Source organism: Pelagicoccus albus (assembly GCF_014230145.1).
Lineage (GTDB): Bacteria > Verrucomicrobiota > Verrucomicrobiia > Opitutales > Opitutaceae > Pelagicoccus > Pelagicoccus albus.
In genome coordinates, this window is sequence record NZ_JACHVC010000005.1 from 123,285 (window position 1) to 140,146 (window position 16,862).

The 16,862-nt window shown below is 54.1% G+C and carries 10 protein-coding genes; 5 read left to right on the forward strand and 5 right to left on the reverse strand.

Features of this window, described 5'->3' with window-relative positions:
* Positions 1-9: 9 nt before the first annotated feature.
* Positions 10-1,542 carry a YifB family Mg chelatase-like AAA ATPase gene (locus H5P27_RS02555; protein ID WP_185658805.1) on the reverse strand — a complete coding sequence of 511 codons (1,533 nt, stop codon included), beginning with the start codon at positions 1,540-1,542 and terminating at the stop codon, positions 10-12.
* Between the two features lie 181 nt (positions 1,543-1,723).
* Between H5P27_RS02555 and coaE the strand changes: the two genes are divergently transcribed.
* From coaE to H5P27_RS02575, 4 genes are all read left to right on the forward strand, one after another.
* On the forward strand, positions 1,724-2,299 hold the full coding sequence (gene coaE, locus H5P27_RS02560; RefSeq protein ID WP_185658806.1) for a dephospho-CoA kinase: 576 nt from the start codon (positions 1,724-1,726) through the stop codon (positions 2,297-2,299).
* Between the two features lie 776 nt (positions 2,300-3,075).
* On the forward strand, positions 3,076-4,422 hold the full coding sequence (gene rho, locus H5P27_RS02565) for a transcription termination factor Rho (RefSeq protein ID WP_425511336.1): 1,347 nt from the start codon (positions 3,076-3,078) through the stop codon (positions 4,420-4,422).
* 124 nt (positions 4,423-4,546) lie between these two features.
* Positions 4,547-6,262 carry a GspE/PulE family protein gene (locus tag H5P27_RS02570; protein WP_185658808.1) on the forward strand — a complete coding sequence of 572 codons (1,716 nt, stop codon included), beginning with the start codon at positions 4,547-4,549 and terminating at the stop codon, positions 6,260-6,262.
* Between the two features lie 118 nt (positions 6,263-6,380).
* The gene (locus H5P27_RS02575) at positions 6,381-7,463 is read left to right on the forward strand and encodes a type IV pilus twitching motility protein PilT (protein WP_185658809.1); all 1,083 of its coding nucleotides are present in this window, start codon (positions 6,381-6,383) and stop codon (positions 7,461-7,463) included.
* A 115-nt stretch (positions 7,464-7,578) separates the two neighbouring features.
* Here H5P27_RS02575 and glnD read toward each other — a convergent pair whose 3' ends face one another.
* From glnD to H5P27_RS02590, 3 genes are all read right to left on the reverse strand, one after another.
* Positions 7,579-10,374 (reverse strand): [protein-PII] uridylyltransferase, encoded by a 2,796-nt coding sequence (glnD, locus tag H5P27_RS02580; RefSeq protein WP_185658810.1) that lies wholly within the window; start codon positions 10,372-10,374, stop codon positions 7,579-7,581.
* Between the two features lie 205 nt (positions 10,375-10,579).
* The gene (locus H5P27_RS02585; RefSeq protein WP_185658811.1) at positions 10,580-11,149 is read right to left on the reverse strand and encodes an acetate uptake transporter; all 570 of its coding nucleotides are present in this window, start codon (positions 11,147-11,149) and stop codon (positions 10,580-10,582) included.
* A 164-nt stretch (positions 11,150-11,313) separates the two neighbouring features.
* Entirely contained in the window at positions 11,314-14,667 is a 3,354-nt protein-coding gene (locus H5P27_RS02590) for a DUF7133 domain-containing protein (protein ID WP_185658812.1), read from the reverse strand.
* Positions 14,668-14,830: 163 nt separating this feature from the next.
* On the opposite strand from H5P27_RS02590, the gene H5P27_RS02595 reads away from it, so the two are divergent.
* Entirely contained in the window at positions 14,831-15,757 is a 927-nt protein-coding gene (locus tag H5P27_RS02595; protein ID WP_185658813.1) for a sugar phosphate isomerase/epimerase family protein, read from the forward strand.
* Between the two features lie 91 nt (positions 15,758-15,848).
* Here the strand turns inward: H5P27_RS02595 and H5P27_RS02600 are convergent, their stop codons facing one another.
* Positions 15,849-16,739: a hydroxypyruvate isomerase family protein gene (locus tag H5P27_RS02600; RefSeq protein ID WP_185658814.1), complete on the reverse strand. Its 891-nt coding sequence runs from the start codon at positions 16,737-16,739 to the stop codon at positions 15,849-15,851.
* Positions 16,740-16,862 lie beyond the last annotated feature (123 nt).

Genomic DNA, 16,862 nt, shown 5'->3' on the forward strand with positions numbered 1-16,862 from the left:
TGCGGAGTTTCAAGTGCTTGCCATTCGGTCGAGAGAGCGGAATTGGATCGCTTCCAGAAGGTGGGGCGCTTCGATTTCTATCGATCCAGCTAGGTCTGCTATCGTACGGCTCACTTTTAGGATTCGGTCGTAGGCTCGGGCCGAAAGAGACAGGCGCTCCATGGCGGACTGAAGGAGATCGCCCAGTTCGGACGAGATCTTGCAATGGCTTTGGATTGCTTGGTGACCCATATCCGCATTGGAGCGAACCGCTGTAGCGGAAAATCGACTACGCTGTATAGATCTAGCGGTTTCAATCCTATCGCGAATCTCCTCGGAGCTTTCTCCTTTGCTAGCCTCGCGGAGTTGGGAGATCGATAGGGCAGGGGCTTCCACATGAAGATCTATCCGATCTAGTAGCGGTCCGCTGATGCGGTTGCGGTATTTTTGTACCTGATGGGGAGAGCAACTGCATTCTTTCTGTTGAGAGCCCAAGTAACCGCAGGGGCAGGGGTTCATGGCGGCCACGAGCATGAAATTGCAGGGGAGGGTGACTTTTCCAGCGGAACGAGAGATAGTCACTTTTCCGTCTTCCAGCGGCTGGCGCATAACCTCCAGGGCGGAGCGTTTGAATTCAGGCAATTCGTCCATGAAAAGTACCCCGTTGTGAGCGAGGGAAATTTCACCGGGACCGGGGATGCTGCCTCCTCCCAAAAGGCCGACGTCCGAGATGGTGTGGTGAGGGGACCGGAACGGGCGGCGCTTCCGTAGTTGGTTTTTGTGAGAGACTCCTGCCGCGGATTCGATCTGCAGGATTTCAAGAAACTCGTCTAAAGTCGGCTCCGGCATTATCCCCGGGATCCGTTTGGCGATCATTGATTTTCCGGAACCAGGAGGGCCGATGAGCAGGAGATTATGGTTGCCCGCCACCGCTACTTCGACTGCTCGCTTGACGGTAGCTTGCCCTTTAACTTCGGAAAAATTGTCTTCTGAGGCTTGTTCTCGCGCGTCGAAAATCGAGGCCCCTGAAAGGTTTTGCAGCTCTAGCTTCCCCTCCACGAAACGGAGAGCTTGGGTGAGGGATTCGACGCCGTAAACCTCGATACCGGTTACGAGCGAGGCTTCGCGAGCTGAATCGAGGGGAAGGATGACTCCGCGTTTGCCTGCCGCTTTGGCTTCCAGTGCGAATGCCAAACCGCCACGGATCGGTCGAGTTGCCCCAGAGAGGGAAAGTTCTCCGCCGATAAGGAAGTCCTTCAGGCGCTGGTCTCCGCTTAGCTGGTTGGTAGCGGCTAGGATTCCAAGGGCTATTGGCAGATCGTACATGGGGCCCTCTTTGCGAAGATCCCCGGGCGCGAGATTTATGGTGGTGCGAGTTTGCGGCTTGCGGAAGCCGGAGTTGGCGAGGGCTGAAAAGACGCGGTCGTCGGATTCTTTCACGGCGGCATCGGGAAGACCGACCATGATGAGTCTGGGGTCTCCAGATTCGCCAGAATTCACTTCGACCAAGACGGGCACCGCCTGGATTCCTTGCAAGGCGGCGCTAGAAACGGTGGCTAGCATGCGATAAACGGGGCTTGGGGTTTATGAGGGTAACAGTGGGCTAAGCTGTTTTATCAAAGCATCTTAGGCAAGCGGTTTTGAGATTGGGTAAGAAATCCATAGAGTGAGTACCTCTGTGGCATCTGCAGATCGAGACTTTTGAGCTAGACGGCGTTAAGCCGCTGCTTAGGGATGACAACTTGTGAAAATCGGTCTCACAGGAGGAATTGGCTGCGGAAAGTCGACGGTTTCCAAGTTGTTTGCGGAAAATGGATTTTCCACCCTCGACGCGGATAAGGTTGTCCATGAGCTGTTGGCTAGTGATCCAGGCACGATCGCGGCCGTGGTTGATTTGTTTGGGCCTGAAGTCGAAAAGGAGGAGGGGGGCATCGATCGTGAGGCCGTCGGGAAATCAGTGTTTGGCGACGAACCTAAGCTCCGCGAGCTGGAGGCTATTTTGCATCCCCGGGTGCGCGAGAGATGGCAGAGCCTTCCGGATTCAGGAGATTGGCTGATTGAGATACCGCTTCTCTTCGAAAAAAAACTGCAGAAAAGCGTTGATCTTAGCATATGCGTGTTCTCTGATCCGCAAACGCAGGTCGAGAGACTGGAGCAGAGAGGAATGAATCGAACTCAGGCTCTGGCCCGCATGAATCGGCAAATGCCAGTGGCGGAAAAGGCAACGCTCGCCGACTACGTTTTGCTAAACGACGGAAGCCAGTCATTTCTCTCCGAGCAAGTCCGAAGCCTGCTCTCGAAAATCAGAACTCCTCAATAATCAACGCTCCCTATTTATTGCATGCGCGACCGACGTGGTCGGCATAGCGGGAACCCCAAATTTCCCAGCATTTCCAGAACTATATAATCATGTCTAGCGACTCTGAACACAACAACGACGACGGCTTGCCGTTGGATTACGGTTTTGACGATCTACCACGTGCCGCTGCCAAAAAGGTAGCGAAGAAGGCAGCCAAAAAGGCGGCGAAAAAAGCGGCCAAAAAGGCAGCCAAGAAAGCCGCGAAAAAAGCGGCCAAAAAGGTGGCGAAAGCGGTAGAGGGAGAAGTTAAGTCCGAAAAAGCGGATGCGCCGTCTGCTCCGGAGAAGGAAACCGTGAAAGAGGTGTCGGCTCCCGCGAAGGCGTCTCCTAGCGGCGATAACGAATTTAGGCCTACCGATTTCAAGGGCCGTGGATCCCATGCGGATGGCAAGGAGACAGTGGAAGTCGTCAAGGATCCCGATGAAACCCCTCAAGAGCGAAAAAAGGTGACTGCCGCGTCGAACGATGACGACTCGGATTCCAAAAGCGAAGACAAGAACGACCGTAACCATAACCGCCACGATGGTGGAGACCGCTCTCAGAAGGGCGATCGACAGCAGCAGCAAAAGGGCAAGTTCTCCAAAAACAAGAAGGGCGGCCGCAACAATCAGCAGCAGGGTGGCAAGCAGCAAGGCGGCCGTAATAACAACCAAGGGAATAAGAACAATAACCGGAACCAAAAAGGAGGCAAACAAGGCGGATGGCGTCAGCCTCCTCCACCCGCGGAGCGAGACCATATCGAGGGAGATTTGCCCGCAGCATCCCGCTTCTCGAACAAGGATGCCTGTGAGGAAATCCTTAAGGAGCTCGATGGTTCCGAACCGATAGATTTGACCGCTCTTTACGAGCAGAAGGTGGAGCCGATGGCTGCAGCTATCCGTGCGCTCGGCGCGGAGCTGGAAGAGAAGTGTAGCCGCAAGCAAGCGATCGAAGCTCTCTACAAATTTGCCCGCGAAGGAAAGCGAGTCCTAAAGGATGCTGGCTTTTTGGATACAAGCGACGATGGCCATGGTTACGTGGTTCACCAGGTTAGCAATTACCAACTCAAGCCCGAAAGCGTCTACGTACCTGCGTCTTTGATCCGTGAATACGGACTGCAGAGAGGACATGAGGTTGAAATCCTAGCGGTCGCGCCGGAAGAGGGTGAACGCTGTCCCTCGGCCTTGCGAATTGTATCCGCTATGGGTGGCGATCCTGTCGAGCTCGCCAAGATAACGCCTTTTGAGGATTTGATTCCTTACTATCCTACTGAGCGCTTAGTTCTAGAGACTCCCGATCCTGGAAACAGCAAGAAGGATGTTTCCATGCGAGCCTTCGATTTGCTTACTCCGATCGGATTTGGACAGCGCGGATTGATCGTCGCTCCTCCTCGCACCGGTAAGACTATCCTGCTGCAAGGCTTGGCCAACTCGATCCAACAAAATTGGCCCGAGGCGCATTTGATCGTTTTACTAATCGACGAGCGACCGGAAGAAGTTACTGACTTCAAGCGTCGAGTGAAGGGCGAAGTCGTCAGTTCCACTTTTGACGAGACGCCGACTAGCCACGTGCATTGTGCGGAGATGGTATGCGAAAAGGCTCGCCGCATGGTAGAGCAGGGCAAGGATGTCGTTATCTTGCTCGATTCGATTACCCGCCTTGCCCGCGCCTACAACGCGCTGGCCAGCAACAGCGGTAAGATCATGTCAGGTGGTATCGAGGCGACTGCGATGCAGAAGCCCAAGCGTTTCTTTGGCTCGGCTCGAAATATCGAAGACGGCGGCACTCTCACCATCATGGGTACTGCTTTGGTGGATACCGGGAGTAAGATGGATGAAGTGATCTTCGAAGAGTTCAAGGGTACCGGTAATATGGAAATCCACTTGGATCGCGAATTGATCAACAAGAGAATCTTCCCCGCTATCAACTTCGAGAGAAGTGGTACCCGAAAGGAAGAGCTGCTCTATCATCCGCAGGAGATGGAAAAGGTCTATGGCCTCCGTCGAGTCATGCAGGGTGTGCCTGGCGTGGAGGCTATGGAGATGTTGATCAAGCGCCTCAAGGTGACGAAGAACAACATCGAGTTCCTGATGTCGCTGAAATAGCGATCCGTCCAAGCGTATTTTTGAAGAGTCGGTTGCCATTTGGTAGCCGACTCTTTTTTTGCGGAAAACTTGTGGCAGAAAGAATCGCAATTCCGAGAGAAGTATATGAGTTTCATTCTCGAAGATGGCTGATTCCACTCTGACATTGCAGATAATCGAGACAAGCGGGCTAGTCACCAGCGATCAACTACGTGTCGTTCGAACATCATTGCCTGATGCAAGCGATGATGAGGTTTTGGAATCTCTCTATTCGAAAGGTTACGCGGACCGGAAGTCAGTCGTTCGCGAGCTTGCTAACGAGTTCGCGATGGAATGGATCGATCTATCGGAAGCCCCTTGGCCTCAGGATGCCAGAGCTCTTTTGGACGAACCCTTGGCACGGCGATTTCAGGCATTTCCCCTGTCCTCCGGAGTTGATCGTATTCGAGTCGCTATCTCGGATCCTCTCCAAGAGTTGGATACGTTGTCTCACTTGCTCGGAGTTCAAGTCGTTCCGGTTTTGGCGGCGGAGGAAGATGTAGAAATCGCGATCGATGCGTCTTATCTGGATGCCCGCCAAACGGCTTCTGCTCGACTGAGTATTGAGGAGCGTAAACTGGCCGAGGAGGTGCGTGTCGATGACAGTGAAGTGGAGATCGCTACCAACCTTACGGGAGAGGATGACGCTCCTATCATTCGTCTGGTGCAGGTCATCATATCGGAAGCGGTTCGTATTCGAGCTTCCGACATCCACTTCGAGCCGCTGGAAACCCGGTTCAGGGTTCGCTTTCGCGTAGACGGGCAGCTGCAAGAGATGCCCAAGCCTCCGCCTCGCCGCCTGCAGTTGCCTGTCATCTCTCGCATCAAGGTGATGGGGAAGATGAGCATCGCGGAAAAGCGATTGCCGCAAGATGGGCGAATCCAAGTAAAGGTCGAAGGAGTTGAGTACGACTTGCGTGTATCCTCTTTACCCACTGCCTATGGCGAGTCGATCGTGATGCGTATTTTGGACAAATCCAGTTTGATGCTCGGTTTGCCCGAACTCGGTTTCCTGCCAGATGATCAAGAGACTTACGAGCGGCTTATTACCATGCCGGATGGGATGCTGCTGGTCACGGGACCTACCGGTTCAGGTAAGACCACGACTCTCTACAGCTGTTTGCACTTCCTTAATAAGTCCGATCGAAAGATCATCACGGTGGAGGATCCGATCGAGTACCAGATGCCAGGAATCAACCAAGTGCCGGTAAACAAGGCGATCGGGATGAGCTTTTCGGCGGCATTGAAGGCGATACTTCGCCAAGCTCCGAACATCATCATGATCGGGGAGATTCGCGATCTGGAGACGGCAGAAATAGCCATCAACGCCTCCCTCACTGGGCACATGGTATTTAGTACGCTACACACGAATGATGCTCCTTCCGCGGTCACGCGTTTGGTAGATATCGGCGTAAAGCCGTACTTGGTGGCCACCTCAATGCGGGCGGCCTTGGCGCAACGTTTGGTCAGGAAAATTTGTCCAGCCTGTTGCGCTCGTTACAAGCCAACCGCTCGGGAGATGAATGCCATCGGGCTCGACCCTTTGACATCGGGGCAAACGACATTGCTGCGCGGAAAGGGCTGCGACGAATGTCACGATCTAGGGTTTAAGGGGCGTATCGGCGTTTTCGAATTGTTCAAAGTGGTGGATGAAGTGGAGCGACTTATCTATTCGAATGGTACCTCTGCTCAGCTTCGTTCCCTTTCGCGCCAATTAGGCATGCGGTCCATGCGAGAGGATGGAATACGTAAGGTCATGGCGGGGCTGACCACTGTAGAGGAAGTTCTGTCGGTGACGGTTGATGAGCCGGCTCATATCTAGGGTGATTTCGGCCAAAACGGCTGGAGGCTAGGCACCATTTTTCAGGAAATATCTCTGGCGGTGATTCAATGAGCTGCATCACTCAGGTGCGTCCGGTTTTTGACGATAACTCTGCTATATGAGTTATGAGATGAACGAGCTGCTGGAGCTGGTCTTCGATGAAGGGGCTTCCGACTTGCATATTCAGGTAGGGCGTCCGCCGACGATTCGCCTAGGCGGTGAGATGATATCGGTGGATGGGCCGGATCTGACTCCGTCCGACACCGAAAAGCTGATGCAGTCCATTACGCCGGACAGCTACATTCAGAGCGTCAAGACGACTGGAGGCGCTGACTTTGGATTCGCCTATCTCGACCGGGCTCGGTTTCGCGTAAGCGTAATGAGAGCCAAGGGCACCTATGGATTGGTGCTTCGTATGATCCCTGCGGATTTCATCCCTTTGGATAAGATCGGAATACCGGACAAGATCCGCGATCTCTTGTATCGTCCAAGAGGCCTCATTTTGGTTACTGGACCGACTGGTTCTGGTAAGAGTACCACGCTCGCTTCGATGATTAACTACATCAACGAACGCCGTAGCGGTCATATCATAACCATCGAGGATCCGATTGAGTACTACCATGATCACAAGAAATCGATCGTCACTCAACGTGAAGTAGGGGTCGATGTAGATAGCTTTTCAGGGGCGATCCGCTCCGCTCTTCGTCAAGACCCGGATGTTATTCTGGTGGGTGAAATGCGAGACCTTGAGACAATCGAAGCTGCGATCAGCGCGGCAGAGACGGGTCACTTGGTTTTTGGCACCCTTCACACCAACAGTGCTCCGAAGACGATCGACCGTATCGTGGACGCTTTTCCGGCCAACATGAAGGAGATGATCCGAACCCAGCTCGCGTCTTCCATTGTCGGAGTCATCTCACAGGTACTCTGCAAGAAGATAGGGGGAGGCCGCGTGGCGGGGCTCGAGATCATGGTTACCACCACTTCGATTGCAGCCCTCATTCGCGATAATAAGACTTATCGGGTAACATCTGACATTCAGACTGGGGCGGCTCTTGGCATGATAACCATGGATACGCATCTCTTGAGTCTCTACAACCAAGGGCTGATCACCGCGCGTGAAGCGTTTGAGAAATCGCAATCGCCGGAGGACATGCTGAAACGACTGGAAGCCCTAGGGGCCACGGTCGAGGCCAGCTAGCCAAACTGACACTTTAAATCTCTGTATGGACAAAAGAGGACGCCTCTCAGGAGGCGTCCTCTTTTTCGTTTTAAAGTGATTCTTCTTCGCTCGCGATTACGGAGCAAGGGAAGGATTAGTTTTCGTTGAGGATCTTGGTAAGGCCCTCGCGGAGATTCATCAGCTTCTCGCCGTCCGACTCCTCGCTGTTATCTACCTCGATTAAGTAAAGCGTGTCGATCGCGATGCCTCGCTCTGTGTTGATGCGGGCGAAGGTTATATCGAAGCCGTGCTTGGAAATCTGGTTCGCGATCTGGTAGAGCAATCCCAAGTGGTCAGGGGCTTGCACTTCGAGGATCGTACGCTGTAGGGACAGTTCGTGGTAGACGTCGATCTGCGGTTCGAAGGACTCTGCCAGCGGGTTTTCGTCCTTTTTGGAAAAGAGTTCGCTCGCTTCCTTTTTGGCCTTCTCGAGGATTCGAGGATACAAGTCTTCGTTGGATACGAGTGCATCCTTAACGGCCGCCGTAAAGGCTTCCATGGCCAGCTTCTCATTGGAAGGGCCTCTCCCATTTTCGGCCACGTAGAAAGTGTCGATCGCTATGTGATCGTCGCGGGAAATGGCTTTTGCGCTTAGGATTGAGTATCCGGCTAAGTTGAGAGCGCCAGCCAGTTTGTGGAAGAGTCCGGCTCGGTCCCATGTGACCACGTTTACCACCGTGAGGGAGCGGTTCACGTCGTGTCGCCAATCAATCACTGGCTTGAGGGCTCCCAAGGAATCCGCGGCCGAGATTTCCTTGATCAACTGGTTGATCATCTTGATGTGCTGGATGATCTCTTCTTGCGAAGTGTTAATGAAATAGCGATCCGGCAGCAGCTTGAAGTGGGCGTCTATTTCCTCGGAGCTGACACCCTCGATGTCGATAGAGATGAGTTCCTGTTGGGTCATCGCTCTTTGCTCCTTGTAGTGCTGCTCGAGTTTGTCCTCGGCTTTAAATACCTCCAAGGTGCGAAGGTAGAGGGTGCGGTGCATAGTGTCCTTGTACTGGTTCCAAAGGCCTCTAGCCGTGCCTCTTGCGTCACAGAATGTGTGCACGTAGAGAAGTCGCAGGAGCTCTGGCGATCCCACTTGTTCGGCAAATGCTTTGGCTGTATCAGGGTCATCAATGTCGTACCTTTGCCAAAATCGCGCCATCTGCAGGTGATTCTTTATAATAAATCGAACTGATGCCTGATTTTTTTCGTCGATCTTGAATCGCTTGAGAATTGGGCCAGCTATTTCGACCCCTGACTCCGCATGATTTTGGATCCCGCGAGCTTTTCCGATATCGTGCAGGAAAAGAATCAAGTAGATGAGGTTGGGTAGGCTCAGTTCGCGAAGCGCTTCAAGGTAAGGCCTGTACATCCTCTCAGCGTTTGAAAAAATTTCATCCAATTCTCTGATTGTATGAAGCGTATGCACATCTGCAGTGTAGCGATGGTAGTACTCATGCTGGACGAGGCATGTAAGCTTTCCCCATTCGGGAATAAAGGCTCCCAGTACGCCCAATTCGTGCATTTCATTCAGGGTAGGGTACACATTTCCCGATTCTTGAAGAATGGTGCGGAAACTGAGATTTGCTCCTTCTGATTCGCGTATGCTGTCGTCGATCAGGTCGAGCGATGATCGAATTTGTGCATTCAGCTCAAAATCTATCTCGACCTTGTTTTGCTGGCAAAGACGGAAAATGCGGATCAAACGCACGGGATCTTCCTTGAAGACGTCCGGGGTCTCGTAAGTGATTTCCTGCCCTCGGATCATAAAGCCATCGATACGACGAACTTTCTCCGCCCTGCGGGCGAGGAGGAAGCTCTTCACCGATTCCATAGGGGTTTTGCTGGAGGGCTTGGCGCTGAGAGCGAGTCGTTTTTCGATGTTCTTGGTTACGCGGAAAATGGTCTGCGCTCGGCGGTAGTAGTCGCGCATGAAGACCTCGACGCGCCCGAGGATGTCGCGCTGCTTGTACCCAATCCGGTAGGCGACTTTCGGCTGTAGTTCCAAGGAAAGCAGATCGCTGGGCCGCTTCAATCTGAAGTGCAGCTCGTTTCGGACTCGGATCAGGAATTCGTAGGCTTCTTTGATGTCCGCGAGCTCTTGCTTGTTGAGGTAGCTCAGCGGAACGAGTCCATCTATATTTTTGAGGTTTAGCCGTACCTGGGCCATCCACAGCGTATTGTGGTAGTCCCGAAGTCCTCCCACGCCACTTTTGATGTCCGGTTCCTGCATGTAGATGGAACCTCCAAATTTTGCTCGGCGGCTTCTTTGGTCGTCTAGGCGTTGCTTGATGTAATCCTTGGGGTCGTCCTTGCGATAGAAGAGATGATAGGAGGATTGGAACCCTTCAAATAGGGCAGAGGATCCGCAGATCAAACGCGCTTCGAGGAGGGCGGTTTTGGTCTGTATGTCGGACTTGGCCTCCTTAAACGCCTCGTCGACAGAGCGGGTAGAATGCCCCACCTTCAGGCCTGCGTCCCAAAGCGGATAGAGGACTTCCTGCACTAGGAGCTCCTGAGCCTTTTGCAGTAGTTTGCCATCCGTATTGGAGGGGTAGAGAAACATGATGTCTATGTCGCTCAATGGGCAGAGCTCCTCTCTCCCGTATCCGCCTAAAGCAACAACGCTGATGGCTAGAGAGGCGTCATCCACTAGGTTTTGCACGCTCTCGATTGCCGGCCCGGCTAGCTTGGAAATCAACGCGTCAATCATCATCGTCCGCCCCTTGGCGACATCCAATCCAGGCGCTCCAGCGCGATGATGGCTCAAAATACTCTCCGTGCCCTCCTTTAGGAAGCTCTTGAGCGCTCCTAGCTTTTCGGACGGTTTTGCCGTGTCTTCGAAGGAGAGCTGCTTCGCTATGATGCTTTTAAGTTGTTTTGAGAAGGCTTGAATCATCGCTTGAAAGGCTTGCGATCCTTTGGCCTTGAGACAGCAAGCGTGAGCAGCAAGTCCTATGAGTCGCTTCGGGTCAACAGCAAGCTATCGCCCCGACGTTTATCTACGAACTTCCGAGAGAACCTATGATCTCTAAGCCTTGTTTTGACCTGACGAGAAGGTACTGGCCGACCAATTGCCGAGGCGATCCCTTCCGAGGACAGGCTTAGCTGAGCCAAGGTTTGCCAACCGGCAAAATGGGGCGGCCGAAGACTTGGGCATAGATCGCTGCAGCCATCATGTAGAGGGCGCAAAGGGCGCAAGCCATCAGCTCAAAACCGGCGACTTTGGTGAGTTGCGGGAAACCGAAGTGGGCTAGGATAAGCAGGACGAAACCAATGGTCAGTAGCAAAAAAGTCAGGGCCATCATGCCATGTACCCGCATTGCCGCCACCAACATGATCAGAGTGTAGACTGCGAATCCAACTAGGAACCACCCGATGTCCTCGCCGCTCGATTCGTAGACGCCATAGTGTTTGCAGAGCAGAATGATTGCAAACGCTATCCAGAACGAACCGTAGGCGGTGAAGGCGCTGTAGCCGAAATTATTGCCGCATTTGAATTCTTGGAAACCAGCGATCAATTGAGCCAAGCCGCCGAAGATGATGGCACAGGCCAAGACAGGGCCCATAGCGCACCAGCCAACGTTGTGGAACTGCAATAGCAGTGTTGTGACTCCGAAACCAGCCAGTCCCACGACGGCTGGGTTTCCTTGTGTATTCGATCCTTCTGACATCTTCGTTTAGCTCTGTTTGCGTTTTCGAAGCGAGCTGGGTGGATCGATGTAGGAGCATCGTCAACTTTCCTCGTATTCAGCTCCCAAGACAGAAGAATCTCGAATGAGACCTGTAAGCACGGTGAATGCTGTGTCGACTTAATATTAGCGCGACTCGCGTGGTGTCATTCTTCCCCGTGGGCGGCCCGATCGCCTGGCTGCCATCTTTGGGCTTCCAAGAAGGCGACCAGGTCTCGGATTTCGCGCTTGCTCAGCATGGAGCCAAAGACGGCAGGCATGCTGGACGGCATAGAAAGCGTGTTGGCGATGTCGCTTTTGCGGAGGGTTTCCGTTTCGCCGCTGACCAGTTTCAAAGTGATCCGATCGTCGTCCTCTGATTCCAGTATTCCCGCTTTGGAGCTTTGATCCTTTAAGGTGACGATAACGTTGTTCCAGCCGTCTGCGATTGAGGCGTTGGGAGCGACGATTGCTTCGAGCAGTTGGCGTTTGTCTAGCCGTAGTCCGATATCTGCCAAGTTCGGACCCGCCGACTCGCCAGGGCCATAAACGATGTGGCAGCGGACGCAGGCCATGATTTTATTATCCATAAAAGCATCGCTTCCTCCCGGGCGTCTCTCGCCTCCGTCCAGAGCGAATCGGTAAGGCGCGATCGGATCCGGATCCGCCGCGATAGCGGACTGGTAGGATTGGTAAGCGGTTTTGATCGTCTTTGACGGATGGCTCTCGGTGGCCTCGAGTAGCTCGAGTTGAGCTCCGTAGGGGACTTTGCCATCGGTCAATCGAGTGAGGCTGTCGATTAGCAAGGTTTCCGCGAAGGCTTGCTTGGATTTGGCCAAGGTTTTGTAGGCGACTCGTTGTTCCTCCACGCTGCCCTTGCTCATCAGTTCAAGGGTGACCTCCGCCTGCTCGGGGGCGGTTTCGGTTAATATCGGCAGAGTGGCGAGTCGGAGTTCCGAAGCGTTCGATTCGCTCGCCATCAGCACCAGTTCGTCGAGGCGAGGATCTTGTGCGGCGACGAGGGCATTGAATGCGGCGACTCGGGCAGTGCCCGGACGCTCGGGATCGGAAGCGAGCGTGCAGAGCGAGTCAGACAATTCGGTGATACCGAGTGCTCCAATTGCTGTAATGAAGCTCGCAACGATTTCGCCCTTATCGGAGGCCAAAATATCGTCTGCAACAGCGGTGAGCGCTTCGCCAGCCACGGAGGCAGGACGACTTTCGAGGGGTTGATAGACACCCATAATCCGGTCGCGCTGGAGTGGGCTTCCCCAGGTCGCCATCTGTTGCAAAACCTCGAGACGGAGGTTAAGGGGACTTTGCTCGTTAGAGGCGAATTTGGCCAAAGCCTCGGCATTGGAAGCTTTGCCAAGTCGAAAATGGGCGTTGATGGCCCGCAGTCCTAGGATCGGGTTTTGGGCCAGTGGCGATTCCAGTATGGCGGCTAAGGACGCATAAGCGGAAGTGACCGGCGCGTCGTTGATCGCTCGGGCCGCATCGAGAACGATGTGTTCGTCCTCATCGTGAAGAAAACGGGCTATGTTAACGTCTCCAAGTCTCCGATACGTGAGGAGGATCGCTGAGCGGACAGCATTTGATTCATGGGTCACGTTCTCCGCCATGACGTAAAGATTCTTGCTACCGACTAAGCCCATGACGATGGCGTGGCTCAGATAAGGGTCTTGGTCGGCGTTCTCTTCGGCCGCTTTGAGAAGAGCGGGCGTTGCTTCCTCTATGCCCAGTTTTCCGATACTTTGGGCCGCGAAGTAGCGAACGCGAAGGGATTCGTCCTGAAGGTGTGAGACGAGAAGCTCCTGTTGGTCGCCAATTTCCAGGTCGCCGATCAGCTTGGTGGCTTGGGCTCGGATCTCCGCGTCCGACGAGGAAGCGAGTCCGACGATGGTGGCGTTGAGCGAGGATTCCTCTCTCGCTGCAATGCCCAATCCCCAGGTGGCGTGAAGGCGTGGGCGGAGACCGGCCGATTCATCCGTTGCGATGGCGCTTAGAATCTGAATACCGGTTTCTCCTCTGGAGGCGAGCTCCAGCTGGGCTTCGAGTCGGACATTCCAATTCGGGTGGGAAAGCAGTTCTCCCAATTCGTTAACGGGCCGCTCGCTCATGCCGGTGGCAATCAGTTCTTGGGTCTGTTTTACGATGGGCGTTTCCAGATAGTTAGGATTGGCCAATGCGTAGACGCGTCCTTTTTTGGACTTTGGCCAACCGTTCACCCAATCAAGAACGTAGAACTTTCCGTCCGGAGCGAAAGTAACGTCGGTGGGGAGAATGCCGGATAAAAAGTCCTTTTTCTCGTCTAGCTCAAACCAGGCTCCATCGGGCTTCAGCTTGTAGGTGGTGATGCCGCTGGAAGCGATGCTGCCCTTAAAATGTGTCATGAAGAGGTGCCCTTCATATTCGGGCGACAATCCAGTTCCGGGGTGGAAGGCGATGCCGGAAGGGCCGTCGTCCACGTAGGAAATCGGGGGGAGGGCAAACTTGGTACGACCTTCGAAGCGTGTCTTCCACCAACCTTCGGAAATCCAAACTCCGCCTCGTCCCAGGGGCGCTTGCTGATGGCCGACCCGCCAGCCTGAATCGCCGCCCTCGGCGATGAGGACTAGACGTTCGTAGTCACCGTTGTCGCAATCGTTGTCGCCTGTGAAGAGGTTTCCAAACTCGTCGAAGGCGAGCTCTTGCGGGTTGCGGAGTCCCCAGTGAACGATCTCCAAATCGGTTCCGTCGAGATTGCAGCGGTAGACGGCTCCGGTGTCTTGATAGGCGATGGTTTCGCCCTCTTTGGTTTCAACATTAGCTCCGCGGTCTCCGATGCTGAAGTAGAGTTTTCCATCCGGACCTAGGATCAGTCCGTGCAGATCGTGTCCGGTGAAACCGAAGTGGACGCCGAAGCCGCTCAGCAGCTTTTCCCTTTGCTCGGCGGAGCCTTCCTCGTCGATCCCGTCGAATTTCCAAAGGTTCGGGATGTTGGTGAAATAGACGTCACCCTGTCTCGCTAAAACGCCTGAGGCGATCCCATCCACGGATGTGTTGAAGCCGTCGGCATAAATGGAACTATGATCCGCCACTCCGTCTCGATCCCGATCCTCCAGCAGGCGGAGGATTTCCCCTTCGATGGCAAAGCCTCTCGCGTCCTCGCCGAAGAGTTCTTCGATTCCTTCCCGTCGGTCTTCTACACTACGGAAGGCGAGGTCTTCCTCTACCATATCCATGTAGTTTCGGATATCGATGACACTCGTGAGGTATCGGTAGGTTTCAGTGACGAAGAGACGCCCTTGTTCATCGAAATCAAAAGCGACCGGATTGGCCAACATCGGTTCCGCGGCCCAGAGTTTCGCCTCGATTCCCTCGGGCAATTTCAGTTGCTGCACGGCGAGAGCAGTCTCTTCGCTGGCATCGTCGATTACTGGGTAAGGAACGCGATCATGCTCCTCGAGGCTCATTTTCGCAGCGGATGCGAAGGAGACGGCGAAGCTGACCATCGCTAGGCTGGCGAGACAGGTCTTCATAGTGGGGGTGGATTTTGGCTGGCAATAACAAGGGGGGTAACGGTCAGTAGAGGGAAGCTCATGCGTTCAGGCAACAATGATGTGGGTTGCCATGTCTGGGAGATAACTCTTATATACCAATCATTAACCGCATTTAGCCGTTAACCACCTTGTTCTCCGAATTATGGATACTCGTCGTCATTTTCTCAAAGGGGCTTTGAGCCTCGCCGCTGCGTCCTTGATCGCCCGTCCGAGTTTGGCGGCCGATGTTCCCGAAAAAAAGAGTCCGATGGATGGGAAGTGGTTCGATATTTCGCTCGCCCAATGGTCGCTCAACAAGGCTTTTTGGAATGGTGAAAAGGATCAGATGCGCTTTGCCCAGATCGCGAAAAACGAGTTTGGCGTGAAGGCGGTCGAATATGTGAACCAGTTTTACATGAAGGATTTCTCCTCCTCTGTAGTTGACGAGCTGGTACGCGTTTCCAATGGGGAAGGCGTTCGCAACGTGCTCATCATGTGCGACAATGAAGGGCGTTTGGGAGATCCGGATGAAACGAAGCGCTCCGCTGCCGTGAAAAACCATTTACGCTGGATCGAGATGGCTCGAGCTCTCGGGTGTCACTCCATCCGCGTCAATGCTGCTTCGGAAGGCAAGTTTGACGAGCAACTAAAGCTGGCGGCGGACGGACTGCGTCGATTGACGGAGCTGGCGGATACTTTTGGGATCAGCGTGATCGTGGAAAACCATGGCGGGCTATCCAGCAATGGAGCTTGGCTCTCAAGCGTGATGCGATTGGTCGATCATCCGTCCTGCGGGACCTTGCCGGACTTCGGGAATTTCACCATCAATCGGGAAGAGGGCGAAACCTACGACCGCTACCTCGGCACGGAGCAGCTAATGCCATTCGCCAAGGGTGTGAGCGCCAAAACCTATGGATTCAATCCCGAAGGCTTCGAAAAGGATTTAGACTATGCTCGTCTATTGGAAATCGTGAAAGCGGCTGGCTATCGCGGCCACATCGGCATCGAATGGGAGGGCAGTTCGCTCGACGAGCCCACTGGCATTTTGATGACCAAGAAGCTGCTGCAAAAGCTCGGCGGCCGAGTGTAGGAGGTAGGAGTCGAGCTTGCTCGCGATTTCAATCCGCTTCTCTAGTCGGTAGGGCAATTTTCGCGAGCGAGCTCGCTCCTACCTAATCGCCTTACACGTCGCAAACGCGGATGCCGTGGGCGAGGGCTTCGATCGGATCCTCCCAAGTCGGGACAAATTCCTGAGCCACATAGCCGTCGAATCCGGTTTCTAGAATCGCCTTCATGATGGCGGGATAATAAAGCTCCTGCGTTTCATCGAGCTCATTGCGACCCGGAACGCCGCCGGTATGGTAGTGCCCGAAGTACTGGTGATTCTCCCGGATCGTATCGATGACATCTCCATCCATGATCTGCATGTGGTAGATGTCGTAGAGCATCTTAAAGTTTTCCGAACCTACCTGTTTTACCAGCTCGACGCCCCAGCTGGTGTGGTCGCACTGATAGTCGGCGTGGTTGCGCTTGGAGTTGAGCAATTCCATAACCACCTGGATCTTGTGCTTTTCGACGATGGGCATGATCCGCTCCAAGCCGATGCGGCAGTTTTCTAGACCTTGCTCGTCGTCTAGCCCGTCGCGGTTGCCTGAGAAAACGATGATTCGCTTCATATCCTCGGCTGCGACCTTGGGGGTGACGTCTTCGAAATAGTTTAGAATCTCATCGTGGTTTTCCAGGCGGTTGAGGCCCTTGGTGATACCGCCCGGAACGCCCCAGACGAGGGAGGCGGCGAGCCCGTGCTTTTTCAGGATCGGGATTTCGTCCCAATTGACCAAATCGATGGCCTCTAATCCGGCTTCTTTGCCGCGTACGCAAAGCTCCTCGAGCTCCAGTTTTCCGTAGCACCAGCGGCAGGCGGAGTGGTGGATATTGCGTTTGAGCGGACCGCTTTTTTCCATGGGTTCAGAGTCTTGGTGGTGGTTAGCGAGCCCTCGTGTGGCAGCGATGGCCAGGGCTCCGGCGGCAGCTTTCTTCAGGGCGGATCGGCGGGCGATAGGATGAGTCATAGTTTTTGGGGGTGGGATTAGGCTGTTTCAAAGTAGGAAAATCTGTTCGTGCGCCAACGTTATTATCCAAATCGATCGAGCAATTGAAAGCGGCGGAACGGGCTTGCCCTCCCTCTAGGCCAG